Source organism: Nonomuraea sp. NPDC005730 (assembly GCF_040630865.1).
Lineage (GTDB): Bacteria > Actinomycetota > Actinomycetes > Streptosporangiales > Streptosporangiaceae > Nonomuraea.
The window spans coordinates 36380-62648 of the sequence record NZ_JBEXYK010000029.1; the positions used below are offsets into that span (position 1 = coordinate 36380).

21 protein-coding genes are annotated in these 26269 nt (G+C 66.4%); 13 read left to right on the top strand and 8 right to left on the bottom strand.

Annotation, left to right across the window (positions count from 1 at the left end; genetic code table 11):
• Nucleotides 1–144 precede the first annotated feature (144 nt).
• The 6 genes from ABZ444_RS28600 to ABZ444_RS28625 all read left to right on the top strand — a co-directional run bounded on the left by ABZ444_RS28600 (nucleotide 145) and on the right by ABZ444_RS28625 (nucleotide 5476).
• On the top strand, nucleotides 145–966 hold the full coding sequence (locus ABZ444_RS28600) for a hypothetical protein (protein WP_358003165.1): 822 nt from the start codon (nucleotides 145–147) through the stop codon (nucleotides 964–966).
• Between the two features lie 343 nt (nucleotides 967–1309).
• A complete protein-coding gene (locus tag ABZ444_RS28605; RefSeq protein ID WP_357986236.1) occupies nucleotides 1310–1651 on the top strand; it encodes a hypothetical protein in 342 nt (113 codons plus the stop codon).
• A 399-nt stretch (nucleotides 1652–2050) separates the two neighbouring features.
• Nucleotides 2051–2506, top strand: a complete 456-nt coding sequence (locus ABZ444_RS28610) for a hypothetical protein (protein ID WP_358003168.1) — start codon at nucleotides 2051–2053, stop codon at nucleotides 2504–2506.
• 203 nt (nucleotides 2507–2709) lie between these two features.
• Nucleotides 2710–3789, top strand: a complete 1080-nt coding sequence (locus tag ABZ444_RS28615) for a DUF4192 domain-containing protein (RefSeq protein WP_358003171.1) — start codon at nucleotides 2710–2712, stop codon at nucleotides 3787–3789.
• Nucleotides 3790–3852: 63 nt separating this feature from the next.
• Nucleotides 3853–4890 carry a DUF932 domain-containing protein gene (locus ABZ444_RS28620; RefSeq protein WP_358003174.1) on the top strand — a complete coding sequence of 346 codons (1038 nt, stop codon included), beginning with the start codon at nucleotides 3853–3855 and terminating at the stop codon, nucleotides 4888–4890.
• A gap of 85 nt (nucleotides 4891–4975) precedes the next feature.
• Entirely contained in the window at nucleotides 4976–5476 is a 501-nt protein-coding gene (locus tag ABZ444_RS28625; RefSeq protein ID WP_358003177.1) for a hypothetical protein, read from the top strand.
• A gap of 78 nt (nucleotides 5477–5554) precedes the next feature.
• Here ABZ444_RS28625 and ABZ444_RS28630 read toward each other — a convergent pair whose 3' ends face one another.
• Genes ABZ444_RS28630 through ABZ444_RS28660 form a run of 7 tightly spaced genes read right to left on the bottom strand, consistent with a single transcriptional unit; the run spans nucleotide 5555 to nucleotide 15493 of the window.
• Nucleotides 5555–6844, bottom strand: a complete 1290-nt coding sequence (locus ABZ444_RS28630; protein ID WP_358003180.1) for a C40 family peptidase — start codon at nucleotides 6842–6844, stop codon at nucleotides 5555–5557.
• Nucleotides 6841–7731 carry a replication-relaxation family protein gene (locus ABZ444_RS28635; protein ID WP_358003183.1) on the bottom strand — a complete coding sequence of 297 codons (891 nt, stop codon included), beginning with the start codon at nucleotides 7729–7731 and terminating at the stop codon, nucleotides 6841–6843. The genes ABZ444_RS28630 and ABZ444_RS28635 overlap by 4 nt, the downstream gene beginning before the upstream one ends.
• Before the next feature lie 12 nt (nucleotides 7732–7743).
• A complete protein-coding gene (locus ABZ444_RS28640; RefSeq protein WP_358003186.1) occupies nucleotides 7744–10095 on the bottom strand; it encodes an ATP-binding protein in 2352 nt (783 codons plus the stop codon).
• Nucleotides 10092–11843 (bottom strand): ATP-binding protein, encoded by a 1752-nt coding sequence (locus ABZ444_RS28645; protein WP_358003189.1) that lies wholly within the window; start codon nucleotides 11841–11843, stop codon nucleotides 10092–10094. The genes ABZ444_RS28640 and ABZ444_RS28645 overlap by 4 nt, the downstream gene beginning before the upstream one ends.
• Complete coding sequence (locus ABZ444_RS28650) at nucleotides 11840–12781, bottom strand: PrgI family protein (protein WP_358003192.1); 942 nt, start codon at nucleotides 12779–12781, stop codon at nucleotides 11840–11842. Before ABZ444_RS28650 ends, ABZ444_RS28645 begins: the two co-directional genes overlap by 4 nt.
• Entirely contained in the window at nucleotides 12778–14376 is a 1599-nt protein-coding gene (locus ABZ444_RS28655; RefSeq protein ID WP_358003195.1) for a conjugal transfer protein TrbL family protein, read from the bottom strand. The genes ABZ444_RS28650 and ABZ444_RS28655 overlap by 4 nt, the downstream gene beginning before the upstream one ends.
• A 4-nt stretch (nucleotides 14377–14380) precedes the next feature.
• Nucleotides 14381–15493 carry a pilin gene (locus ABZ444_RS28660; RefSeq protein ID WP_358003197.1) on the bottom strand — a complete coding sequence of 371 codons (1113 nt, stop codon included), beginning with the start codon at nucleotides 15491–15493 and terminating at the stop codon, nucleotides 14381–14383.
• A gap of 401 nt (nucleotides 15494–15894) precedes the next feature.
• Between ABZ444_RS28660 and ABZ444_RS28665 the strand changes: the two genes are divergently transcribed.
• The 5 genes from ABZ444_RS28665 (at nucleotide 15895) to ABZ444_RS28685 (ending at nucleotide 22347) form a co-directional block, all read left to right on the top strand.
• The gene (locus ABZ444_RS28665; RefSeq protein WP_358003200.1) at nucleotides 15895–16932 is read left to right on the top strand and encodes a site-specific DNA-methyltransferase; all 1038 of its coding nucleotides are present in this window, start codon (nucleotides 15895–15897) and stop codon (nucleotides 16930–16932) included.
• A gap of 619 nt (nucleotides 16933–17551) precedes the next feature.
• Entirely contained in the window at nucleotides 17552–18145 is a 594-nt protein-coding gene (locus ABZ444_RS28670; protein ID WP_358003203.1) for a DUF2637 domain-containing protein, read from the top strand.
• Between the two features lie 747 nt (nucleotides 18146–18892).
• On the top strand, nucleotides 18893–19678 hold the full coding sequence (locus ABZ444_RS28675) for a hypothetical protein (RefSeq protein ID WP_357986279.1): 786 nt from the start codon (nucleotides 18893–18895) through the stop codon (nucleotides 19676–19678).
• Nucleotides 19679–20096: 418 nt separating this feature from the next.
• The gene (locus tag ABZ444_RS28680) at nucleotides 20097–20264 is read left to right on the top strand and encodes a hypothetical protein (protein WP_358003206.1); all 168 of its coding nucleotides are present in this window, start codon (nucleotides 20097–20099) and stop codon (nucleotides 20262–20264) included.
• Between the two features lie 607 nt (nucleotides 20265–20871).
• Entirely contained in the window at nucleotides 20872–22347 is a 1476-nt protein-coding gene (locus tag ABZ444_RS28685) for an AarF/UbiB family protein (protein ID WP_358003209.1), read from the top strand.
• Between the two features lie 17 nt (nucleotides 22348–22364).
• Here ABZ444_RS28685 and ABZ444_RS28690 read toward each other — a convergent pair whose 3' ends face one another.
• The gene (locus ABZ444_RS28690; protein ID WP_358003212.1) at nucleotides 22365–23966 is read right to left on the bottom strand and encodes a GMC family oxidoreductase N-terminal domain-containing protein; all 1602 of its coding nucleotides are present in this window, start codon (nucleotides 23964–23966) and stop codon (nucleotides 22365–22367) included.
• Nucleotides 23967–24193: 227 nt separating this feature from the next.
• Between ABZ444_RS28690 and ABZ444_RS28695 the strand changes: the two genes are divergently transcribed.
• Entirely contained in the window at nucleotides 24194–25306 is a 1113-nt protein-coding gene (locus ABZ444_RS28695; protein WP_358003215.1) for an NAD(P)-dependent alcohol dehydrogenase, read from the top strand.
• Entirely contained in the window at nucleotides 25303–26262 is a 960-nt protein-coding gene (locus tag ABZ444_RS28700; RefSeq protein WP_358003218.1) for an acyltransferase domain-containing protein, read from the top strand. Before ABZ444_RS28695 ends, ABZ444_RS28700 begins: the two co-directional genes overlap by 4 nt.
• Nucleotides 26263–26269: the final 7 nt, after the last annotated feature.

Sequence of the window (26269 nt, forward strand, 5' to 3'; positions counted from 1 at the left end):
ATTCGACTGGCCGGCTGACCTGCGGAAACTAGGTAAATAATCTGGTAAGCCGATTGATTTGATCTGTATTTTGAGATTGAATTGAAGTGGTCAAAAGGTGAGGTCTTCGCGATAGCGCGGAGACGCAAAGAGATCGGAGTGGTCATGGCCAAGGGCGCTTTCGGAAAGCACGTACCGACGACACTTCCCGGCGGGAGTCTCACCCCCGAAGACATGGCGCGCGTCACGCCGGAGGACTGGGCGGAAATTCGTAAGCTGGCTCGCGGCTACTGCCGTACGGTCGACGCCACGCGGTCCCGCAAGCGCATGGATGGTAGCGCCACGATCGTGAAGGCTGGTCACGCCCCCTACGGCACCGACGACGTCTCTGACGACGTCAATCAGGACGCGGTTCTCCTGTTCGCCCAGCGACTCCGGGATGTGCTGAGCAAGTGTCAGCCCACCACCGGGAGCGGTTCGACGCGGGAGATCCAGGCATGGACCTACGTACGGCGTGACGGAACGGAGATGGTCATCACCCGGACAACGCTCCAGCGCTGGGCCGTTCGCGACGCCGCGGCGCGCAACGGCTATCGGGTGGACGTGCCTCCGACCGAAGTGGATAGCACTCCAGGAGCGCAGCTCATGCGAGGACTCCCGCATGTGGAGAACGCGACATACGCGGCCGTCTCCTTCTCCACGGCTCAGCACAGCGCGGAGATCTTCCGGCAGGCATTCGGCGACGGACAGGAGTTCCCCGTTCTCCGAGAGATCATCTCGAAGGCCGAACAGGCGGACGACCTCGGGCGCGCAGGCATCCTCGCGACCGTCGCGCAGGAGCGAGAAGGCGGTGTCTACGGCTCACGCCGTGCTGTCATCCGTGTTCGGGACGCGGCGCGGTCAGAGCTGCGCGAGCTCTCGGAGCGCCTGGACGACGCAAGGGGCAATCTGGTTCATGCCGGTGAGGATTCAGTCCTGAGCGACTGAAGCGCCCGCACACAAAGCCCTGGAGGTTCCATCTCCAGGGCTTTTCGTATTCGCGGAAGAAATATCGAGTTCGGCGGACGCCTGGGGCGGTTCGGCTGCCGTATTTAAGTGAGAGCGAATTCGCTCTCACGCCTCACGAGGGTCCGAGCAAACGTCTTGGACCGGAAAGTCGAGAAGGTTCGCGGACGCTTGGAGCTTGTCCGCCACCGTATTTAAGTGAGAGCCGAGCGACTGCGGTAGTCGCATTGGGCGCTTGCGCTGATGTTCCCTGTATGGCCTTTGGCGTCGCCTCACGAATGTGGTTCTGGCACAAGGTCCGAACCATGGCAGTGCAGGGGATTACATGAAAATCAGCCTTGCCCTGGTGATCCTGATCAATGCCGAACTGGAGGCAACGGAGTTCTCCACTGGCTCCAGAGGCTTCTACGTCGCAGGCGAGGTCGTCGCCGAGGAGATCCGGTACCGGGCACAAGCCCAAGCCGTGCTGGTCCGTTCCCGGAGCAACCCGGCATCGAAGGTCATGGCCACGAGAGAGGACATGGTCGCTGGGCTGGCCGGCCTCGTGGCCTCTCGCCTTGTTCAGCGCGAGTCCGTCCGTGGATGGAGGGGCTATCGGGCCGCTGGCAAGGTGCAGGTCGCCGGTCAGTTCTACCAAGCCAGCGTCCAGGCCGTCCGCCTGGAATGACCAGCAGGTGAGCGCCGGGTGCGGCGCGGATTCCGGCTCCAGCGCCTCTCCCGTCCTCGCTCCTCGTCCGGGCGGCCCCGCAAGGCCGTCCGGACGAGACAACACATCCGAAGGAGGAACCGCCGTTGGACGTAACGCCCTCAGAACCTCTACTGATCTTGGTGCTGTGCCCGGATCTCGCGCCTGAGGCACACGCATCGGACTGCGCCTTCCAGCATCTGTTCATCCCGCCTCAGCCCGGTCTGCCAGGGGACTGGAGCGGCACCGTGACGGACCTGGACCAGATCCGTCAGCGCTTTCCGGGGGTGCTGTTCCACAAGTGCCTCACGGACGCGCTCCAGTACGGCACCCGGCTGGCCGACGCCGTCCCCGATGACCAGGAATCTCAGTCGTCATCACATGAGCGCCGACCACGAGGAGGTCACCCATATGGCCGTGCTTGACGGCGTCACTCTGCCGCCGAGATGGAGGATCACGCCGCGGCTGCTCCCCGGCTGGCCCATCGACGGTGAGCACCTGCTGGAGCTGTGGCCGTGCGGCCGCAGCACCGACGGGCGGCTCAGCTGGCTCTACCGGCTGTCCCGCTACGGACGGACGATCTTCACGTCTACCGATATCAGCTCACCGATCGGTGGCACCTTGAGCACCGAGTCGCTGATCGCCACAGGTCGGACTGTGCTGGCGTTCCTCACCCTTGGTGAGGGCGACACGGACGAGGAATACTTCAGCCACTACACGCGGGCGCAACTGAAGTGGCGCGATCAATTCGCCGAGGCGCTGTCCGGCTATGCCATGGACGACCTCTGCGCCTACTGCGGAGGAGATCACGCCTCCCCTGGTTGTGCATCCATCTGATTCGGCGAGATGTGATCACGACCAGACAGGCGGGCGCTGGACGCGGCGGTTCTGGTTCAGCAGCCCGCCTCGGAAGGCATCGCGGAACCCCTCTCTGCGGCCTCGCTGCGCATCCCGAGTGTTGCTGAAGGCGAAACCAAGCCCTGACATCCCCTGCCCCGGCTGACCGAGCCGGGGCTTCGTCATTCCTGGAGGCGGAAGACATGAACATCCCCACCGGTCCCGATGGTAAGGCGATCGTCCTGACCGCGCCGTCCGACCTGCTCGCTGCCCTGCCTTACCTGCTCGGCTTCCATCCAGTGCTGAGCCTGGTGGCCATGAGCATCGGTCACGCCGGATCGGTATCCAGCGTGATCCGCTACGACCTGCCGGAAGGCGCCGAGGGCGTAGATCAGATCGCAGCCAACTGTCGTGCTGTCCTCACCCGAGAGCGCGTCCCGTCGGCGGTTCTGATCGGCTACGGGAGCGGCGGGCAGGTGACCCCCACCATGGACGCTGTCCGCGAGGCACTTCGTGAGACGGACGTCAAGATCGTCGAGGCCCTCCGCTGCGATGGGGGGCGATACTGGTCTTACACGTGCTCCGACCTGGGCTGCTGTCCGGTCGAGGGCTCACCGTACGACCTCACAAGCCACCAAGTCGCCGCGGAAGCGGTGGCCAAGGGTGCCGTCGCGCTGCCCAGCCGCAACGCTCTGATCGCTTCCCTCGCCCCCGTGAGTGGGGCTGATCGCGAAGAGATGCGGCAGGCCACGGCACTGGCTCGCGCTCGTGCGCACGGCCTGCTGCGGACGCAGAAGGATACGTACTGGTTCGCGGAGGGACTTCGTCACGTCGAAGTCTGCTTCGCTCATGTCGAGGCCAACCGCGAACTCCCAGCCGATGACGTCGCCTGGCTCGGCGTGCTGCTGACCGGTATCCAGATCCGCGACGTCGCGATGACGGAGATCGCCCGGCGGGGATACGCGGTGTGCCGGCAGCTGTGGACCGAGGTGGTCCGCCGAGTCGAGCCCGCATATGTCCCAGCCCCTGCGACCAACCTGGCTTTCATCGCCCTCGGCGCAGGCGACGGAGCCCTGGCCCGCGTCGCTGTCGAACGGGCGCTGGCAGTCGATCCTGAGTACCGGTTCGCCCGCCTGATCAGCTTCGGGCTGGACGTCGGTATACCTCCCGCGCAGCTCGCAGAGGTGGACTGGGCCGCCCAGGCACACGTGATCGCGGAGCTCGCGGCCAAGCAACCACTGGGAGCACGGCCGATCCTTCCTCCCCACCCCACCACGACCTGACCACACTGCCGATCCCCGGCGCCGGGCACCCTGCCCGGCGCCGTTCGCCTGTCAGGAGGGCACATGTCCAGGGAATCACTGCGATGGCTCAACCAGAACACGCTGATCGGCTTCACCGCCAAGCGTGGGAGCGCTTGGCACTATCGGGCCAGCGAGCAGGGCGACGAGCCGAACCACTACAGCGGGCCGATCCCCGTCGACGACGTCAAGCGGCGCCTGTTCGCCTGGACGCCGATCGAGGGGACGGTAGAGACCAGCTACCTGACCGACGACGGGGTCACTCGGATCACCGACCCCACCCGGAAGACGATCATTCGTCCTGACACGGGAACCGTCCTCGGCGTGTTCAGCCAGAAGTTCCGAGTCCACGAATACAAGCGCTGGCTGCTGGAGAACCTCGAAACGATCCTGGACGACGAACTGTTCATCGGCTCCGCGGGGCTGCTCAAGAACGGCGCGGTCGCGTGGGTCCAGGTCGAGGTGCCCGAGTCCTGCACGACTCCCGAGGGGATCACCTACCGTCCCTTCCTGTCCGCGGCCACCTCTCTCGACGGCTCACTGGCGTCGACCTACCAGACCGGCGCCCAGCTGATCCGATGCGACAACACCCTCTCCGCGTCGCTGGCCGAAGGCTCCGCGAAGCGGATCAAGGTCAAGCACTCTCGCAACTCTCTGCACCGGATCGCCGCAGTCCGAGACGCTCTGGGCATCATCCATCGCGTCGCCGACGACTTCGCCGAGGAGGTCAAGCGGCTGTGCCAGGTCGACGTGTCCGGCGCGCAGTGGAACGCCTTCCTCGACGTTCAGACGCCGATCCCGCGCGAACGTGGCCGCAAGCGCACCCTCGCGGAGACCAAGCGGGCCGGCCTGAACCGCCTCTGGAACCACGACGATCGCGTCACGCCGTGGAAGGGAACCGCCTTCGGTGTCATCCAGGCCGTCAACACCTTCGCCCATCACGAGCAGGTCGTGCGAGGAGCCGTACGGGCCGAACGCAACATGCTTCGCATGGTGACAGGCGGTGTGGATGAGCTCGACCTGAGCACGCTCCGGACGCTGGAGAGAGTGCTTGACCGATCCGTCCTTCGTAAGGCCGCCTGACGCGTGCGGTGTGGGCCGTCTGAACGGCGACCCACACTCCATCCCTCATGGCAGGATCGGGGGATCGCGAAGTTCGGAGGGCGCCATGAACGACGAGACGGCCGCATTGCTCTTCGACGTGGTCGAGCGCCTCGAAAAGAACATCGCCGCTCGCGAACGCCCCGCGATCGTCGCCCTGCAGGCGAAGCGGCTGCTCGTGCTCAGCGATTACGACTACCTTCGTGACGAGCAGGCTGCCGCAGCGTTCGAAACGCGTGCCGCTGACAGGGTGCGGGAGGTCGGGGCCACCCGATGGATCTTCGCCGTTCCCCAGGTGTGGCTGATCACGCCGGACAAGGTCTACAGCCGTGCGATGTCCAGCCATCCCCTTCGCGAAGGGGAGCAGGAAGCGATCACCTGGATGAGCTTCGACCAGGGCGACGGGGTGGACTACGGGCGGGTTCCGTACACCCGCCGGCCCAGCGGCGAGCCGGTGTTCGATGATCCGGAGATGTTCACGATCGGGGTACGTCCGGCTGAGCACATGCCCGGCTACGTGCTGTTGCAGGGTTGCTTCCCGGACGAGGACAGGGAGGACCCGCGCTAGGCGCGTGATCCTCCCTGTTGACCTGCTCATACCGATCGGTCAAAAGGTGAGAGCGGTCGTCTCAAGCTTACGCCGAGGTCATCCGGGCCGTACGGCTCCCGCGTATTCGGCCTCTCGGTACGAGGTCCAGGTGTCGACCCGGACACGGCTGCCCGTGCTCGGTGCGTGGATGTAGCGCCTTCCGTCGATGTTCATGACGACGTGATGAATGGTCGAGGGATCCTTGGGGTTGGTGGCGAAGAAGATGAGATCGCCGGGCTTGAGCTGTGAGCGCCGTACTCGGACGCCCGCCCGCCATTGCGCGGACGTGTCGCTGCCGATCCTCACGCCTGCCTTGGCCCAGGCGTATTCGGACAGGCCAGAGCAGTCGAAGCCGTTGATTCCTGCGCCTTGCGCGGTCCCGTAGCTCGGTCCGTCCGGGCCGCCTCCGCCCCACGAGTAGGGAACTCCGATCATCTTGAAGGCGGCGGCAAGTGCGACGGAGCCTCTGCCCGAGGTCTGGAGCGCAGCGAGAGCCGCTGGATCCAGCGACTCGTCGATCCTCTGAGTGAGTTCCTGGCACAGCTTCTCGGCGACCGTTGTGAAGACCTTCTCGGCCAGGTCCGAAGTCTTTCCTGTCCGGGGCACGCTAGGTAGCTTGCCGGCGTTGAGGGCTTCTTGGATGTCGGCGACGACCGTGGCGCGGCTCACTCCTAGAGCGGTGGCCATCTCCAGGCTGTTGCGGACTGCCCGGAAGTCCTCCGGGGACAATCGCACTGTGTCGGTGGGCTTCTTCGGAGCGCCTGACCTGGTCAACGCCGCGAAGAGGCGTTTGGCGCGCGTCTCATGCTTGGCGTAGGCGTTCGGAGATGCTGACCGCTGGATGGCTTGGGCAACGACGGTGAGCGGCTTTCTGGTCCAGCTCTCGATATGGGCGAGTCGGGCGAAGAACGCCTTGCTGGCATAGGTGGCGGTGGAGACCTGGGCTCGCGTGCCCCAGCCGTACTGCGGATGCTGCTGGAAGATGCCGAATGCCTGACCGTGATCACCCACGGCTGCGCTGCTCAAGCCGGATTCCTGCCAGGCGGTGGCGAGGCCGATGACGGCGGCGCGGGGTGGCAACTCCAGCTTCTCGGCTGTCTCGATGATGGTTCGTGCGTTCCGCACCTGCGCTGGAGTCAGGCCGAGCCGGGCGGAAAGGCGGCTCGTCTTGAGGGAATGTGAAGACTTCTTGTCGGTGTACGCGCAAACCGCGGACTTGAGCCGGCCAGGTTCGGCCTTGGCCGCGGCGTAGTGACCTCCGCCAGCAATTCCGGCGATGAGGGCGATGCTGGAGACAAGGCCGCCTCCGGCGGCGATGACCTTGGCCAGACCGAGTTCGAGGATCATTCGGCCTCCTCCTCGACCGGCTCAGGAGCGATCTGGGGACCGAGCCCAGGCCAGTGCTTGGCTAGTTCGGCCAGACGGCAGCGCGGACGTTCCAGATCCGTCGGCAGCCATCGGGCGCCGGCCGGTCCGTCGTCCACGGTGCCGTTGACGGTGTCGGCGTGGCCGGTGGCGATAGGGACGAACATGTTGCCGGGGTGGCGCTTGAGCTTCTTGCGGAGGTTGGCTTCCCGGCGCTCGCCCTGCACCCAGAACAGGACGGGGGTGACGATGCGGCTGGACTCGGTCAGCCGGGCGTAGCCGTCGAGCTTGTGAACCACCCGATCCAGGGGTTCGGTGCCGGTGTCGTACTCGAGGAAGAACTCGATGCTGTGGGGTCCCTCGGTCCATCGGCAGTAGGCGTCTGGACGGGCCATGGAGCCCCACTCCTTGGCGCAGCGCTGTTCGGGCCACCATGTGGTCAGCTCGGTTACCGGATGGCGCCGGGCGACCCCGTACAGGCTGGCGGCGATTCCGTTGGTCCCTACGGTGTGGGGGAGCTTCTGGCTGTAGACGATGCTGAGGACTCGGTCACGGCGATAGCCGAAGTCGGCCAGGTCGACGCCTTCCTCGGAGGCGAGCACCGCGGCGGCGGTCTCGCCGATGACGTAGTGGTAGGGCGCGGTTCCCATGGCAGGCGGGAGGTTGGGGCGGAAGCGTTCCAGGACGCCCATCCGGGTCAGCGCCAGTAGTCGGCGCCGGGCGGCGTCGTCGGTGTCGAAGAACATCTCGCTGACCTGGGGTGAGGTCAGGACGCGGAAGTCGCGGATCAGGCGGACCAGGGTGCGGTCTCGCTGGGTGAGGCGGACGGCCAGTTCGCCGAGCATCCTCGGGGTGTAGCGGATGGACACGATGGTCTCCTTTCAGAAGGTGCGCCGGGCATCCGGCTTGGGAGCGGCCGCGGCTGCCGTGCGGCCGTGGGCTTGCGCGGCGGCGCTCCGGATGTGCTGGGCGACGTCGCTGGAGGGTTCGGGAAGCGGTCTGGTGCGCAGCGTGAACGGAGGAGCCTCCGCCGAACGGACGACCAGGCGGGCGGCGGCCTGGAAGGCGTCGAAGTTGGCCAGGTCGTGCGCGGTCAGGAAGGGCGTGAAGTGGTGTTCGACCTCGCGGGCGTCGTCAGGCGAGAGCGAGAAGTAGATCTTGTTGCGGGCGTCGGAGGAGATCGCCTGGCGCAGCTGGCGGGGGAGCTGGGCCAGGTGCTGATGGGCGAGGGTGAGGGAGACGCGGTACGCGCGGGCTTCGGCGAGCATGTCGGCCAGGGCGTGCGGCAAAGTCAGGAAGTTGTGGCATTCGTCCACGTACAAGGCGGAGGCGGGCCGCGCGTGGCCCGTCTTTGCGCGTCGGGAGGCGGCCTGCCAGACCTGGGCGAGCACCATCGAGCCGAGCAGCCGGGCGGAGTCGTCACCGAGCACGCCCTTCGGCAGCCGGGCCAGAAGGATCTTGCCGTCGAGCACTTCGCCCAAGTCGAACGTGGAGCTCGTGGAGCCGAGCACGTCCCGGATGAACGGTCGCAGCAGGAACGCCCGAAGCTTGTTCATGATCGGCGCGGTGACGGTGGCCTGAGCCGACTCTGACAGGGAGGCGTACCAGCTCCAGAATCCACGCAGCAGCGGATCGCCAATGGTGGCGACCTGCCGTCGGCGGAAGGACTCGTCGGTCAGCAGGGTCGGGATGTCGGCCAAGGTGCCGTCGTTCCGGGCCAGGGTGAGCGCGCAACCGCGCAGGATGTCATCGGTGCGCGGCCCCCAGTAGTCGGCGTAGATCTGGTGGAAGATGCCGACCAGGTTGTCCACGCCCGTGGCGAGGTCAGATCCGCGAAGGACGTTGAGGGACGGCCTCGGGTGCCGGTCGTCGGGATCAATCAGCACTACGTCCTCAGCCCTGTTCTCGGGCATCAGCCCGAGCAGGTCGCGTACGAGGTCGCCCTTCGCTTCGATGACCACCACGCCGCGACCGGCCTCGATGTCGGAGAGGATCATCTGAGCGAGCAGGGTGGACTTGCCGGTCCCGTTGGGGCCCATCACGTGCACGTGATGGAAGGAGTCGGCGACCCGCAGCGCTACTGACCGCTGATGACCCGCGTCGGAGACGCCGAGCGCCTTGGCCTGCGTCCCGCCGTGGGAGACCTTCGGCGATGGCGGGACGGAGTTGGCTCCTGCTCGTTGCAGTCCTGGTACCGCGACGTCCAAGGGGAGATGGGCGATCGCGGACAGCTCAGGCACCGAAAGCAGGTACCCCCGGTTCATCCGGCGGGAGGCCAGGCGGCTCACCGGCCGGAGCAGTCGACGTCGCTCCAACCGGTTGTGGCCGCTGAAGAGGGCGAACACCGAGGCCAGAGCGTGGGCACGCCCTCGGATGGCGTTCTGACGGACCTTGCGCGCAGCTTCGGCGGGAGCCGGCTCGTCGGCTTGTACGGCGTAGCGGATCGCGACTTCGTAGCGCGAGTGGTGAGCCTTGTCCCTGACCGCCCGCGCTTCGTTGAGCTCCTCCAGCCGTTCAGCGCGGTCGGTGTGCGGTCGGGTCAGGTGGCGTGGTCCTGGGACGAGGAGGTCGAGGAGACACCGCAGCAGCCAGGCTGCCGCGTTGCCCCTGCTGGTGAGCCGGCTCCCGGTTGCCGGTCGGGCGAGGACCTGCACGCACGCGTGCTGCCATCCAGGCATGCCGACCGCCGCACCGATGAGGGCACGCAGCGGATCAGTACGGTGATCGTGCCGGATCGGCAGTCGCTCACCGCGGGCCAGGACCAGTTGCCCGCCGGTGGCATAGCCGCTGAGGGGAACAGGCGGATCCGCCTGGTGAATGACCGTGCGGGAGGACGGCCACGCAGCCTCGATCGCGTGCTCGACCAGGTTCTGAGGGACTGAGCCTGGCACCCAGAGGTTGATCTGTACGCCCCCTGACCCGAAGACGTACTCGAAGGCGAGGTGCGGCTGTCCGAACACGACCCGCTTCCAGGCCGGCCTGAGCAGTCCGACGAGATTGCCCCAAAGCGCTTCGGCGCCCGGCATGCTGGCCATGGGTGGAGCCAGGATCTCCACGCGCCTGGCGCCGCGGACGAGACCGCGGTGACGCAGCCGTACGACACAGGTACGCAGCAGGACGGCCAGCACCTCGGCACAAATCAACGCTGAGCCGAGCTGCCAGGCATGGGCGGTCAGCCATCCGAGTACCTGATCCAGGAACGCGTCGGGATCGGTGAGGAGGTCGTAGATCACAGGTCCGCCTCCTCGTATTCGAGGTCGGCCAGTTCCTGGGGCGAGGAGGTCACGAGCTCGTGCTCACGGGCGCTGGCGATCACCTGGAGCGGGCAGCGCTGGCCGCTCGCGCTGGCTGTGAGGAGGCCGGTGCCCCTTTCCGCCGAGAGGAGCAGTTGCCGCTCGCCGTCGGAGAGCCGGAACGCCTCGCTGACGGTGTCGATGGCCTGTGGTGCCTGTCGCAGCAGGATCTGGGTGGTGGAGTTGGCGACGATGGCCTGGCCGAGCTCGGACCCGAGCAGGTCGGCCGCGTCCTGGGTCACCACGGACAGGCCGGCCCAGTGCTTGCGTGCGGACTTGGCCATACGGAGCAGGAACTGCGCGCCCTCGGGGATCTTCATCAGCAGCCAGGCCTCGTCGACCACGACCAGGCGAGGGCGCCGGTCGTAGGGGTCGGAGACGCGACGCCAGATCGCGTCCAAGGTCAGGAGGGTCCCGACCGCCTTGAGCTCCTCGGGTAGATCGCGCAGGGAGAAGACGATCAGATGCGAATCGGGGCGGGTGGTCGTGTGGCCGTCGAACAACTGCCGGTGGCTGCCGGAGACGAAGGGGGCCAGGCCGGCCGCGAGCTCCTTGGCCTTCGGGTCGGGATCCTCTTCGAGGATCGCCGCCAGATCCTTCAGGAGAGGTGGCCGCCGGCTCCACGTCTGTGGCGCGTGGGTGATGCCCGCTTGCCGGTACGCGGCGAGAATGGCGCGGTCGAGTGCCGCCTTGCCGGTGTTGCCGAGTGGTTCGCCGAGCATGACCGCGATCAGCGTGTGCAGGAACATTGCCCGCCGGGTGAGCGGGTCCTCGCCTCGCTGGTTCTTCGGAGGCAGGTCGAGCGGGTTGAGGCGAACCTTGGGAGCGCCGAGATGGACATAGGCGCCGCCGACCGCGTGGGCGAGGCGGGCGTATTCGGCCTCGGGGTCGATGACCGCCACCTCGATGCCCGCGTACAGGGAACGCAGGGCCTCCAACTTGGTCAGGTAACTCTTGCCGCTGCCTGAGCGTGCCAAGGTGACGGAGTTGTGGTTGTCCTGGGCGAACCTGTCCCAGGCGACCAGGGAGGCGCTGGCGAGGTTGGCGCCGTACAGAACGGCGGTGTCGCCCAGTTCGGTGGTCAGGTCAGGGCTGGTGAACGGGAACGCCGCGGCCAGCGCGGGCGTGTCGAACGTACGCCGCATGCCGAGGTTGTCGTAGGCGAACGGGAGGGAGGAGACCCAGCCCTGCAGCTGGCGGTAGGTCACTTGGCGGGCGTCCAGGAGCAGGGATGCGGCCAGGGCGCGTACTTGGGCGCAGGCGTCGTCCAGTTCAGCGGCGGAGGTGGCGTGGACGGTGAGATAGATGGAGGCGCGGAACAGCTTGGCCTGGCCGCGGGCGATCCGGGAGGCGAGGTCCTGAGCGTCTTCGGCGGCTGCCTCGGCGCCGGGGTCCAGCAGCCGGCCGTGCTCGTGATCGGAGCGCAGGCCGGACTCCAGGCGGGCCAGTTGTTTACGCAGCCGGTCGGCGGCCACGAGCGACGGCACGGGCTCGATGTGCAAGGAGACATCCAGTCGGCCGGGGTAGGTGAGCAGCGGTTCCAGCCAGCCGGGGGCCACTTCCCGGGGGTAGCCGGTGATCGCCAGAGTGGCGCACACGCCGTCTCCGACCTGTACGTGCCGGGCATCGACGTTCACCGCCTGTGGGCCGAAGCCGGTGGGCGGGGGAGCGGTACGACGGGGTCTCACCAGGTGCCTCCCGTCGTGATGACCTCGCCGGGAAGGGCGATGTCGTCGTCGGGGAATGGAGGCGCGGAGGGGTCGAAGCAGGAGGCCAGCAGCGCGGTGACGGCGCGGGCGTCCAGAAGGCGGGCGGTGAGCCCGCACGAGCTGAGCACTCTGAACGCTTCGTCCAGCCGGCGCAGCGCTCGCGCGGCGGCCGCGTCGCGTCCCTTCGCACCTGCCACGGGCTCTCGGACGACCAGCAGGACCTGGCGCCGGAGCAGGTCATGGCGCGCGGACAGGTCACCGAGGAACGCGGCATGCTCCAAGGCGGCGGAGGCGAGCGCGGGGTGCGGTAGCCGACGGGCGTTGTCGCGCAGCGTCGCGATGGTGTTGTTCAGGTCGACGCGTTCTGCACGGACGAGGATCTGAGCGGGGCCGGACAGGGAGTTGAGCCAGCGGCCGAAGACGGCGACCAGGGCATCCTGCTCGTCGGGGGTCCGGAGGGCGAAGCTGACGGTGGAGACCTCGGCGATCGCGGCGACGCCATCGGGGCCGAGGTCGATCAGGCCGTTTCCGGTGACACCTCGGGCGGGGAGTTTGAGCGGCGCGGGCGGACGCGGAGTGCTCGCCGCGATCCAGGTAGGTGGCATGGGGATGTCCTCGTATGTGGAGATCAGATGCTTGGGGGACCGCTGATGCTGGAGGGCGGCCAGTACGTAGCGGTCCAGGGAGATGCCGTCGTGCTGGCCGATCGCCAGGAGAATCGCGGCGATCGCCACCGGAAGAGCGACTGCTGCGCAGGCCACGAGGGGCACGTGATCGCCGACGGTCACGTACGCCGCGTACAGTGCGCCCCCGGTGCCGACGAGGATGGCCACCTGCCGGGCGGTGAGCGACGCGATGATCTTGTCCGGTTGCTCGACGTCGGCCGGGATCCGTGCGATGGAGTCGTCCCAGCTCACTTGCCGCCACCCTTCCGCGGTGTGCGTGAGCGACGGCCGGATCGGTCAGGGGTACGGCCCCGGTTCTCCGGCCACTCCACCTGTCCCGGGATCGGGGCGTTGGGAGGCACGATCGGCCGGACCGGACGTTGAGTCTTTGGCGGTTCGACAGCGCGTCGGGGGTTGGAGACCGCTCTGTCTCTGAGTGTTTGCAGCTGAGCGAGGCCGGCGGGGCCGTTGGAGTAGTAGACCTCTCGCGGATATCCGTAGACCGGGGTGGTCGGGGACACAGGCGGCTTGACGACCGGAGCGGGCTTGTATCGGCCCTGGATGGCCGGCCCGGTCGGTGCGTGCTTGATCGGCGCCGGTTCCCAGTCCGCTGCTCGAACCGGGCGTCGTGCCCAGGTCGGAGCATGCTTCGCCGGGCCCTGGCCGCTTCGGGCGGCGGAAACGGCAGTGAGCGTTGTTGCCGCGGCAGTTCCGGCAGGACCCCCGATCGCGCTGCCGATGACCTTTCCAGCGACAGCCAGCTTGGCCCTCTTGTCGACGCTGCCTCCGCTTCTGCCGCCGCGAAGGTGGACAGCCTTGAGGACGGGCGAGGTGAGTTTGGACAGCAGGGCGTACTTGACGATGCTCACGACCGCCGACCGGCTGCCAGCCTTGCTAAAGATCCGCCGTGAGATCCAACCGGGGATCCGCACCAAGATGATCAACAGGCAGAGAACCAGGACGAGGTTGACCAGCTGCCCGGTGGCGGTCAGCCCCAGGAGCCGCCTGCCGTCCTGGTTGAAGAAGATGCGGACGGCCATGAGCAGCGTGAGCGACTGGGCGACCTGAATGACGAGGAGGCCGGTGATCGCCCGCCACCAGAACCTCGCCACGCCTTCCGTGTGCGGCAGCGCGTGGCAGGCCAGGGCCAGAGGCGCGGCAACCACCAGGAGCAGGACCAGTGCTGTGCGCGTGACGAAGCTGATCAACAGCAGGACCAGCAAGATGATCGCGACGAGGATGAGCAGGATGTAGAAGATCTGCGTGGTGCTCGACGGGATCAGGAGGAGCATCTGGATCTGCTCCGCCGCCCGCTTGGTGTCGAAGTCCTGCCCGAGGAGGGCTGTGGAGAGAGCGTTCGCGGTCTCGACGAGCTTGCCGCAGATCAGGAAGCTGGCGTTGGTCACCAGGATGGCCATCGCCAGCCTGGGCAGCACCTCTTTGACCGTGTAGCGGGTCTGGACGGTCTGATGCCCCATCGCGATGATGGCGCCGATCGTGGCCAGAAGGGCGAAGGCGGAGTTCGCGATGACGACGGTCGCCTGCCACACGTCGAAGATCCGGTCGGAGCTGGACACCTGGGGTGTGGCCAGCAACGTCTCTCCGAGCATTTGGAGCAGGGGCTTGATGGCCGACGCGGCGAGAGCGGCGAACCAGCCGTTTATCTGCTTGATGATCCAGTCGCCGATGCCGAAGCTGACCGGGGATGGGAAGGACGGAAACCCGGGAATGGGCGGGGGCGTGGGTTCCGCCCACGCGATGCCGGCCGAGAGCCCGATCAGAGAGGCGGCAGCGACGGTAACCAACAGGACGCGAGCGGTTGCCACTGCGATGGCAGACGATGTCATGGGGTCACCCGCCGCCCACGATTCGCTTGAGCACGCTGACGAACAGTGGCGCCAGGATGGCGAGGCCATAGCCGAACGCGGCGGCCTTGAGTGCCGCCTTGGCCTTCTGGACTTCGCCGGGATCCCCGCCTGCCACCAGGTAACGCAGACCGCCGATGGTGAGCATGAGCGTGGCCAGTCCGGCAAGCAGCCCGATGAGCCAGTTCCGGAGATTGTCGAAGACCGTGTTGAGATCCTTCGGCACTGCTGCGGCGTATAGATGAAGCGTGGGCTCGGCTGCCGCCGCCTGTGCCGCGGCGGCGAGAACGACGGCAACCGTTGCCGCCATCACGATGGCGCGGAGGAAATAGCGCCGGGGTCGTGGTGATGAGGGGTTCCGCGCGGAGCCGGTGGGGGTGCCCCAGCCTCCCTTCTGCTTGATGATGCCGGGCTTCGGATCTGAGGTGATCCGGCCCCGCGCGGAAGTCTTGGGGGTGTTCTCCGCCCGTCTGCGGATGGCGGAGGTGACGGCTCGGGCCAGAGCTGGATCGAGGTCGCCGGCAAGAACGGCGTCAGCAAGGATCGAGTCGTGACGCCGTTGCTGTGCCTGGTCTGATCCGGATGCTGGCCCGGGCAGGTCAGGGTGGTGGGCCGCTTCGGCCTCAGCCTTCTGCCGGGCCCGCTCACCGGCGTCGCGAGCTAGGGCGCAGAGCCGCTGCAGGACGTTGCACGGGGCGAGGTCGGTCTTCTTGACGGCGCTGATGAAGGCGGCCAGCACAGCGGCCTCGACGTCGTCCCGTTCCCCACGTGCGAGATAGAGGCCGAGTCGGCCGCAGATCTGCCGTAGGGCCGGCTCGGCCATCCCTGCCGTTGCGACCAACCATTGCCGGCCTTCACCGCGTGCCCGGATCACGAGCTCGCGCCAGGCGCCATCCTTCGTCGAGTCGGGCAGGGTAGGTGCGCTCAGCAGGTCGCGCAGCTCCGTCAGCAGGACGGGACGTCGGGGCAGGCCGTGGGGGAGGTCCCTGCCGTCGAGGGCCAAGCCGCCGGGAGCGCACGCCAGGAGTTGGAAGACGTGCTCGGCGACATCGAGGGGTGAGCGGTTCCTGAAGGGCGTCTCGCGAAGGTCGGTACTCATCGGGCTGCTCCACTGCGAGAGGAATTTCGGTCTCGCAACCCGGTTTAGGAGCTACTTCTGGCATCCCTCTGGCGGACCTTTGCCAGTGGCCGTGCGCCGACAATCGGCCCCTGGCACCGCCAGATGTCAACGTATGCCGCTGATGGCATGTCAGAGCTGCGCCAGAGGCTCGCCGAAGGTTCTTGTTGGCCTGTGAGGGCGCCCTACAGCGGTTCCCCGCCAGACATGGGCGTGCGGATCTGAGGCCCGCCCCAACAAGCGATGACTACGCGCACGCACGCTGCATCATCGACGTCCAAGATCTCGGGTTCATCCGTTTCGGATGGCCGAAAGGAAGCGAGGTCGTCTCTAACTCCGGTCCTGCGGCTGCTCCTCGGCTACGCCGCCCAGGGGGTGGCGCGATGAGGCAGCCCTACTGGACCGACGGTCCTACCACCCTCTACCTCGCCGATGCGGGGGAGATGCTCGCCGAGCTCCCGGGCGCGTCGGTGGACTGCCTGGTCACCAGCCCTCCGTACTACGGCCTTCGCGACTACGGCGTGGACGGGCAGTACGGCCAAGAGGACAGTCCGGCCGCCTACGTCGAGACCCTCAGGACAACCTTCCGTGAGGCGCGCAGAGTGCTGGCCGATGACGGGACGCTCTGGCTCAACATCGGCGACTGTTACGCCTCGAACTCGGACGGCTGGGCCCGAGGTGCCGGCTACAACCAACTCCAACCCATGGTCCGCCCGCGCTCCCGGCAGTCCGTGCCGCCCAAGAACCTGCTCGGCATGCCGTGGCGCGTCGCCTTCGCGTTGCAGGAGGACGGCTGGATCCTGCGGAACGCCATCGTCTGGCACAAGCCGAACGCGATGCCGCAGTCCGTGCTCGATCGCGTCTCCACCCGATACGAGATGCTCTTCCTGCTCGTGAAACAACGCCGCTACTGGTTCGACCTGGATGCCATCCGGGAGCCCTGTGCAGGCGACCGCTCTCTGTCTCGCCGCGCGCACCAGGGCGGCAACGAGCCCAACAGCATCGCGACACCCTGGCCTGATGACGGCAAATACCGCGATGACCAAGGCAGCTTCTGCGGCAAGCGCCACGGCACCTCCATGTCAGCGACGGGGCAACGGCATACCGCCGCGCACCCACAGGGCCGAAATCCCGGAGACGTCTGGTCCATCTCCACCCGTCCCCTCAAGGCAGCACACTTCGCGGCATTCCCCATCGACATCCCACTACGGGCCGTTGCCGCCGGCTGCCGGCCCCACGGCACGGTCTGCGACCCGTTCGCCGGAGCGGCAACCACGGCACTTGCCGCACGGCAACTCAACAGATCGTTCATCGGGATCGAACTCAGCGAACCGTTCTGCGAGCTCGCCCGCGCTCGCATCCTTGCCGCCGTCGCCGACTCGACTTCGATGAGTTCCGAGAGTGACTGGAAGGTTACATAGGGCCTGCTCAGGGCCTCCCAAACGAGCTTCGGCGGCGTAGTCTGCAGGGCCTGGTCGACCGCGAAGCAGGCGCTTGGCCTTGCCCGTCGACGCCACCCGATCGATAGAGCGGAAGGCGACGAGATTGAGGCGCGGCAGCCTGAAGCCGTCTGGGAGGTTCTGCGTTGCCCGTTCGAGCAACACCAGCCGTGAGTCCCTCTTGGCATCACGCCAAGGGGGACGAGGCGGGCCAGGCCACCGAGATTCTTCTCCCGGTGGCCTGGTTCGGCCGCGCCTGCACTGAGAACCGGCAATACGATGCCCAATTCGTGCCGCGCCGACCATCTGTCTCTGGCGACGCTCTGGCAGTGGGCGCGTTGCCTGTCGTGCGGTTCATGCCGAGATGGACATGGTGTTCTCAGGCGACGGTCAAGAGGGTCCGGTCGCTTGCGGTGTGGTCGTACTGCAAGGGCCGATCGCCGCAGGCGGGTGACCAGAAGTGAGCGGGGCAGTTGTCGAGTCCGTTGCTCCCGTCCAGAATCCGCCGGGTTCCGAGGGGCACCCCGCCTCGATGACGCGACTGCCAGTCGTGGAGAAGCCGTCGTCAGACCGGTGGATTCGACGTACGACCACAGGAGCTGTGTTCGTACTGGCCGCGATCGCTGCCGTCGTGTCGTACCGGCACATGCGTGAGCTGGCTCTGGCCCACGGCGAGGACGAGCTCGCCGCTGCGCTCATTCCGCTGGCGGTGGACGGCACGATCGTGGCGGCTTCGATGTCGCTCCTGCGAGCCAGCAGACAGGGGCTTCGCGGTGACCTTCTTCCCTGGGCTCTGCTGATCATAAGTAGCTTGGCGAGCATCGGGGCGAACGTTGCGGTGGCGGAACCGACGATGATTGCTCGGCTGATCGCCGGTTGGCCCAGCCTGGCGCTCATTGGCGCGTACGAGATGCTGATGTGCCAGGTCCGGCAATCTGCTGACCGTGCCGAATCAGGGCGTGGCACCCTCCGCCATGAGACATCGCGGTCGGAAGGGCCGATGAGGGAGTCTTTCACATCGACCTCTTCGGAAGGGGAGCGAGCGCTCCAGCGCAGGGCTTGGGCATGGGCCACGACGATTGCGCATGAACAAGGACAACTTCCAACTGGGGCGGTGATTGCCCGGCAGTTCGAGCGCTCGTCACGATGGGGGCGACTGGTCAAGAGGGCAGGCGCGACGGGGGAATTGGGATGAGCTGATGCGTCGGACGTGCGGGCATCAGGCATTTCGGCTTGGATCGGTCCTTCATTGCTGATCGGTTTCGCTAGGTGCTGCTCCCTCGCGGCGTGGCTGAGGGGGCGTTCGCTGCCGGTGACGGTTGGACGTCACGCGACATGGAGAAACCGTCAGCCGTTGCACTCATCGATCCATGTACTCTGCGTGATAGTGTGATTGCATTCAGCAAGGTTCCTGATTTCCCGCCATCAGGAGGCTTTTCGTGGCTCCTTCCCCCGGATCCGTAGTTCTGCTCTCCGCTGTGCTTGTCGTCGCCTCCGCGCCCCTTATGCCCGCTCCGGCTGTTGCTGCGGCAGCCCCCGGACTCAGCAACCGATATGAGACCTTCACTCCGGCCCGAGCAGGCATATGCGGTTTTGAGACCAGAGGCGATTACGTCCATCTCTCGTCTTCTGTCTGGGAAGCGTCCGGACACGGATGGTGGGTCAACATCAACTGCAACGCGACGACGGCGGTCGTCACAGTGCAGTTGCAGCAGCGCATTGACGGTGAGTGGCGCGATGCCGGTACGGCAGGCAAAGCCACGGTCCGATCCGGCGGTGGTGCTGGCCACCGCGCCACCGGTCGAGCAACATGTCACAGCAGCACTGTGACGGAGTGGCGTAGCGTCATCGACGTGGACGTCGTCAGCGTGCTCGACCCGCCGAACACGCTCACCACGGGCGGGCGGAACATCCGCTGCAGGCAGTAGGACGAGAGGTGACCGTGAGCGTTGCAGTCGACAGTACGATGTTCGCAGCCTTGCATGGCGAACTGACGCCTTACTCATGGCGAGAGTCGACTCCGGCTCCCGACGCCTACAGTCTGTTCGCCGCTCGATCGTCGGCGATGGGATGGCTCACCGAGCCCACCGGAGACGACTGCGGCCTGTGGGGGATGAACGACGCCGGGTTCGACTCTTCGGCCGGTCTTCGACACTCCCGTGCTGCCTGGTTCCAGGTGTCGCTGCCCACGCCGACCGGGGTCGATCGACCGCTGCCTGTCCAGCCGTTCCTGGCCTGTGCACAGAGTGTCGCCGCTCACGTGGGCGTGCTGCATCTGAAGGCCCTTCAGGTTCTGCTGCCGGTGCAAAGCCTGGTCTCGCCTGGAGTCGAGGCCCGGCGCACCGGCGCCGTGGTGCGACTTCTGCAGGAGATCGGCTGGTTCGCCGACCTTCGATCACGGGAGAGAACGCGCGTACGGGTGACGCTGGACGGCGGACAGAATGCGTCGATTCGATCTGTGGCACCGGACATGATCGACTGGCTGCGAGAGCTGAAGCAAGACGTCTTTGACGACTTCTTCCTCACCGACGATGACCCTGTCCTGCTGTGCCCTGCCATTACCGATGAGTTGTGGTTCGGCCCGGCCCTGCACCGGGTGACCGTCGACGGCACCCTGGTCGAGTGGTCGCTGGACAGCCTCGGATGGCTGGCGGCGCTTCTCGCGGAAGCCGGCCGCCGTTATCAGCTCGACTCTCCGCTCATGCTGTCAGCAACTGCTGATGCGTGAATCCGAGTCAGCCATCCATGCGGCAGCGAATCTCCGACGGTGATCGTCGGTCAAACCTGGACCGAGACTCGGGCGCGTCGAGTGAACCGTCACGTCCCAAAGGCTGACCATCGACGAACTCCTGGGCGTCGGCCTCGTCGTCGGTGTGCTTTTCCCTGGGAACACCGCTACCTGGTCAACCTGCTTGGCAAGCCGGGGCACTACGATGACCGCGATGCCTGTGGAATTCTCAACATGGTCATGGGCGACCACCCGGATCTGCTTCGTGCGCCGGGGCGACTGTGTCGATGCTGCTCCCTATCGAGTTCATCAGGACTGCGGCGGAGTGGATTCCCCGGTGTAGAGCGGGAGAACGCTGAGCTCCGCGAGACGTTGATCTCCCTGAAAATGCGGGCGCCTTCTCCGTATCGGAGACCCGATGACGCTCGCCAAGTGCGAGCTCGTCGACGTGGAGAAGGCGCATCACGCAATTGCCTGGATGCGTGCTTGGCTGGGCGTGTCCCGCTCGGGTTACTACGAATGGCGCGAGCGGCCCGGCCGTGGCCACCGAGCGACGCCGGGCGCTGCTGGCCGCGTCGGTCGCTGAGATCTTCGCCCTGCCCGACTGACGGAAACCCGTTCATCGGATTCGAAAGACACTTATAAGCCTCTCGTGAAATCCACACTACTCTAGCCATTCTGTTGATAGAAGAAGCGCAAAGCTGGCGATACCATGCCGAGAGTCCTGACCTTAAGGAGGATGTGCGGGTGTCCAGAACGAGCAGACGCTACGTCGATTATCGAGAGCCAGACACAACTCGATCTCGCCCGAGTGTGAGCCGCTATCTAGGAAACGTCATCGACGAGACGAGAGACTTTCTCGACGACGTTCTCGATCGTGGATACGACTTCGAAAGGGGGGTGCGAAGGTCGGCACGCCGGGCGCTGGACGAGCGGGCTAGCCGTCCACGTCAGAGCCGCCGGGCATACCGCTTTGAGGAGGATGATCACCGTCGTTATGAACTCGACGACGAGTTGAGGCGGAGACTCGGCGAGCTTCGCGACGAACTGAGCCGCCTGTCGCGCAGGCTGGATGACATCTCCGCTTCTCAACAGGACGCCCCGGAGTAGGCGCCCGCGGTGACGTCCCGCAAGAGCTCCGGACAGGGTCGACTTTGGTGAGCGGAGGCCGGTTACACAAAGTCGTGAGCGTCATGGCCGGGCTGATGGCCGAGGAGCTCAAACAGCGAGGCAAGGTGCTCAGGAGCGAGAGAGGTTCAGCCTGGGAGTTCGAGCAGTGGCGTCCCCAGGCGATCAGGAAGGCGTTCGAAGAACTGGGACCGTTCTACACCAAGGTCGGCCAAATCCTGTCAACGCGCCCAGACCTCGTGTCTGAGCCCGTTCGGCAGGAACTGGGCAAGCTGCACGATCAGGTGACACCGGCCCCGTTCACCGTCTTCGAACCCGTCCTGGAGGAGGAACTCGGTCTGAACTGGCGGCGGAATTTTCAGGAAATCGAGACTGCTAGGCCGCTGGGAGCGGCTTCCCTCGCCCAGGTCTACCGAGTCAGCTTGCGGGGCCGGCGGCCAGCGGTGATCAAGGTGCAGCGGCCGGACATCGAGCCCATCGTCCGCGCGGACATGGCCATCTTGCGCCGGGCGACGCGGCTGATCGGGCGTTGTGCGCCGAAGTTCACCAGCGTCCTGGACCTCGACGCGATGCTTGGCGTGATCTTCGATGCCATGCGGCCGGAACTCGACTTCCGCCTGGAGGCCGGCAACATGGATCGGGCACGGCCGATAGTCGAGCAGTTCGAGACGCTGAGCGTTCCTGAGGTGCTGCACGCGACACCGCGGGTGCTGATTCAGAGTCTCGCACCCGGTTATTCGATCAGGGACGCCAAGCGGCCGGACTTCCTGCTGGACGAACGCCTGGAGATAGGCCGGGATCTGCTCGCCCTGATGTTTCATAGCTACTTCATCCATCGCACGTTCCATGCCGATCCACATCCAGGCAACATCTTCGTCGCGCCGGGGGAGAAGGCATCGATCATCGACTGGGGAATGGTGGGTAACATTGACCGCCATCTCAGCCACTCGATGGTCCGGGTCCTGCTCGGTCTGGTGCTCAACGATGCTCCCACAGCTGCGAGAGCGTGGACCGAGATGGGGTACCTGACTCAGTGGACGCAGTTGCGGGCGTTCGCCTCGGACATGGCCATTATCGTGCCCAAGGTGCATGCGGCCTCGCTTGAAGAGCTGAACTTCGGCGTCACCCTCGGCACCGTGCTGAGGCAGTCGGCCAAGCGGGGGATCGCCACCAGTCCCATGGTCTCGATCCTGGCCAAGTCCTTTGCCAATCTGGAGGGGGCGGTCCGCTACCTGGCTCCGGAGCTGATGGTAGTTGAGGTGTTCCAGGAGGAACTGCCCGGCATCCTGTTCGAGCTCGCGGCCGAGCTCTTCTCTCCAGCGCAGACCGCCAAATTGTTCACCGACCTCATGCTGACCGCCGCAACCGGCTACGACAGCATCCGCAGTATCGTGCACGACCTGGCCGATCAGGAATTGTCCGTGCAGGTCCGCAAGGGGTTGCAGCCCGACGTGGGGGGGAGCCTGCTCAAGAAGCTCGGCATCGGCTCAGCGTCCCTGCTGGCCGGGGCACTGGCCGTCCATCTGCTGCGCAAGCGCTGACCGGCCATCTGCGCCGATCAGGAGAGCACCAGGTCAGCCGCCTTCTCCCCGATCATGATCGTAGCAGCGTTGATATTGGCTGACGGAACGCGGGGCATGATGGAGGCGTCGGCCACCCGGAGGCCGTCCATGCCGTGGATGCGCAGGTCAGGAGCCACGACGGCTCGCGGATCCGTTCCCATTCGACAGGTTCCCGCCTGATGGTGATAGGTGCTGACCGTCCGCCGGACGAACGCCCGCAGATCCGAGTCATCCTTCACGCTGGGGCCCGGCAGCACTTCGGCGCCGCGCCAGCCACGCAGCGGTGCCAGATCGCCGATGTCGCGGCACATCCGCACGGCCTGCACCAGCACCTCCAGATCAGCGGGCTCGGTAAGGACCTGAGGGTCGGCCCGCACGGCAACATCTGGGTCGGCGCTGGCGAGCCGCAACGTTCCGCGCGACAACGGTCGTACCAGCCCGGCTGCGATGGTGTAGCCGCGGCCGGGTGGCGGTAGCAGTCTGGGCGGGTAGACCAGGTGCATCAGGACCGGCATGAGATCCGGAGCCGGCCCCGGATGCCGACCACTGTGGGCAAACAGCTGGGCCTCAGCGAAATTGCGCGTACGCCAGGGCAGCCAGCGGGCCGACCTGTAGACCACGGGAACCAGCAGATGGTCATGCAGGTTTTGGCCGACCCCCGGCAGGTCGGTGATGACGGGCAGGTCCAGCGCCCGTAGGTGTTCGGCCGGCCCTATGCCACTGCGCAGCAACAACGCAGGCGAACCGATGACGCCCGCGCACACGATCACTTCGGTGTGCGCTCTGGCGACGTGAGTCCGTGCACTGCCCGTCACGATGCGACCCAGCTTTGACTGGTGGCGCTGCGAGTACTGCACTCCCACCGCGCGACCGGCGTTGAACAGGATGCGGTGCGCCAGGACGCCGGTGGTGACAGTAAGCAACCGGTGATTCAGAAGCGGACCGGCGAAGCCGTTCCAGGCGGAGACGCGTCGCCCGTCGCGGGTGTTGAGGTGATTGCAGCCGACGCCGGTCATGTTCTCGCCGTTGAAATCATGAGTGAGCGGATGGCCGTATTCCTGGGCCGCTTGAAGAAAGGCCAGGGAGAGCGGGTTGGGGTCGGTGATGGGCTCGACGGGCAGCGGGCCGCCGCTGCCGTGGTGAAGCGCAGGACCGAGCGCATAGTCTTCTGAGCGCTTGAACAGCGGCAGTACGTCCTGCCAGCTCCACCCATGGCAGCCTGCCTGCGCCCAGGCGTCGAAGTCGTGAGCGTGGCCGCGCACGTAGACCGCGGCGTTGACCGCGCTGCCGCCGCCCAGCACGGTACCGCGCGTCCAGCGCAGTCGGCGTCGATACGCCTCTCGCTGCGGGATGGTCGCCAGGTTTGCGGTATGACGGCTCAGCAACAGCAGGGGCCAGCCGCGAGGATCGCGGATGAGTGGGCCGGTAAGGGGACCCGTGTCTGGGCCGCCCGCTTCCAGAAGGTGGACCGAGTGCCCCGCGTCCAGCAGCCTGCGAACCAGGACGCTGCCTGCTGATCCTCCTCCGACCACGACATACTCCGCTGGGGACGGGTCGGTTGTCAAAATACACCTCCATAATCTCAGGTCATCATACACACAATATTTCTTTTCGCACTGTAACGTCTGTTCGTAAAAGATGCAGAGCTTGCTCGATGGTAATTGTGGGGCGCATGCAGTGCGTCAACATGCAAATTCACGCATCATTGACACATGAGTAAATGCATGATTGCCTGAAGAGTGATTTGCTCGCCATGGCAGCCGCGGCAGTTTTATGCCTCGACCTGATGACTGAGCGTGCAGCACAAGTGAGGGAAAGCAGCTCGATGTTGATGACCGCGGCCGTGACCAAGGCGGCCGGAGCACCGTTTGAATTACGGCAGGTCGAATTGGCAGAACCGTCCGCCGGAGAGGTTCTCGTCCGACTGGTGAGTTCGGGGATCTGTCGCAGCGACCTCATCGTCCGCGATCAGTGGTATCCGGTGCCTCTGCCCGTCGTGCTCGGACACGAAGGCGCCGGCGTAGTGGAGGCGATCGGAGCCGGTCCGGCTGGCGACACGGCGCTCAGCGTAGGCGACCATGTCGTCCTCAGCTTCGATTCCTGCGGAACCTGCCGGCCCTGCCTGCAGGGCGGTCCGGCCTATTGCGCGAACTTCGTACCGCGCAACTTCAGTGGCACCAGACGGGACGGCACGACCGCGATCCGGCTCGCCGGGGCGCCCGTGCACGGCTTCTTCGGCCAGTCCTCCTTCGCCACCTACTCCCTGGCGTCGCTGCGCTGCGTCAGCAAGGTTCCCCAGGGGCTTCCCCTCGATCTGCTCGGGCCTTTGGGGTGCGGCGTGCAGACCGGAGCCGGCAGCGTGCTCAACAGCTTGCGCTGTGAGCCCGGCAGCAGCATCGCCGTGTTCGGGGCGGGCGCGGTCGGCTGCAGTGCGGTGATGGCGGCGGTGATCGCGGGATGCGCGCCCATCGTCGCGGTCGGACGTAACCCCGCCCGGCTACGACTGGCCGAAGAACTTGGAGCCACCCACACCATCGACCTGTCCAAGACCGATCCCGTCAAGGAAGTGCGGGCGCTGACGGCGAACCAGGGCGTCGACTACAGCATCGAGGCCGCCGGGGTGCCGTCCGTGTTGCGCATGGCGGTCGACTCGCTCACTTCTCACGGTGCGTGTGGCCTGCTGGGGGGCGCCGCTCCCGGCACCGAGGTGGCGTTGGAGATGTCCGGTCTGATGTTCGGCCGTCAGATCCGCGGCATCGTCGAGGGCGACAGTGTTCCCCAGGTCTTCATCCCGCTTCTGGCCCAGTTGCACGCCCAAGGGCGCCTGCCGTTCGACAAAATGATCACCGCTTATCCGTTCGACGAGATCAACCGGGCAGCCGCGGACTGCGAACAGGGCGTCAGCCTCAAGCCGATCCTGCTTTTCGGAGAGCGATGATGGGACGCACGGCCTTGATGTTCCCCGGCCTCGGCTCCTATTTCCCCGCCGCGTTCTCGGCATGCCCGCAGGGGCGCCGGATCGTCGAAGAGGTTGCGGCGCAGGTTGACTCCGCGTCACGGGTATACGGCCTGCCCTCGATGACTCCCGCACTCCTTCACGCGCCCGCCGCAGGCGGACAACCACCCGGCGAGGACCTGATGGTGCTGGCGGTGTTCGCCGCCGAGGTCATCTGCCATCGCCTGCTTGCGCAGAGTGGCAGCCTCGCCGCTGACGTGCTGTTCGGCCATAGCCTCGGCGAGTACGCGGCGCTCGTCGCCGCCGGCGGGCTGTCGGTCACCGACGGCGCCACGCTGCTGTGCGAGCGCGGCGCTACCCTTCGCCGTCATGCCATCCCTGCGGGCGCGATGCTGGCGCTGTCCCTTACTCCCCGGCAAGCCCGCCAACAGGTGGCGGCCTACGGGCAGACAGTGATCGCGGCGATCAACGGTCCGGAACAAGTGGTGCTGTCCGGACCGGCAGAAGAGATCGACCGGCTGCTGCGCGACAGCGATGGCCAGGTCGGCCCCGCCAAGCGGCTGCGTACCGGCGCCTACCCGCAACACCATCCCCTGCTCGCCCGGGCCTACCAGGACTATCTGCAAAGCCTGGGGAGCATCAAGCCGAAACCGCTGAGCTGCCTGGTCTACTCGCCGGTCCTGGGTCGCTATTACCTCGGCTGTGACGACCTCGCCCTGTCTCTGGCCCTGCAGATGATTTTGCCGGTCGACTTTCTGAGCGCCGTCAGAGAACTACACGCGAGCGGCGTGCGGACCTTCGTGGAGTGCGGCCTGAAGCGCACACTGTGCGACCTGGTGGAGGCGGCTGTGCCCAGCGCCCAGGCCATCGCGCCGTTCAGGACGCGAACGACTCCGGCCCACATCCGCGCCACTCTCGGCATGCCCGGCCGCCCATAGGAGGTAA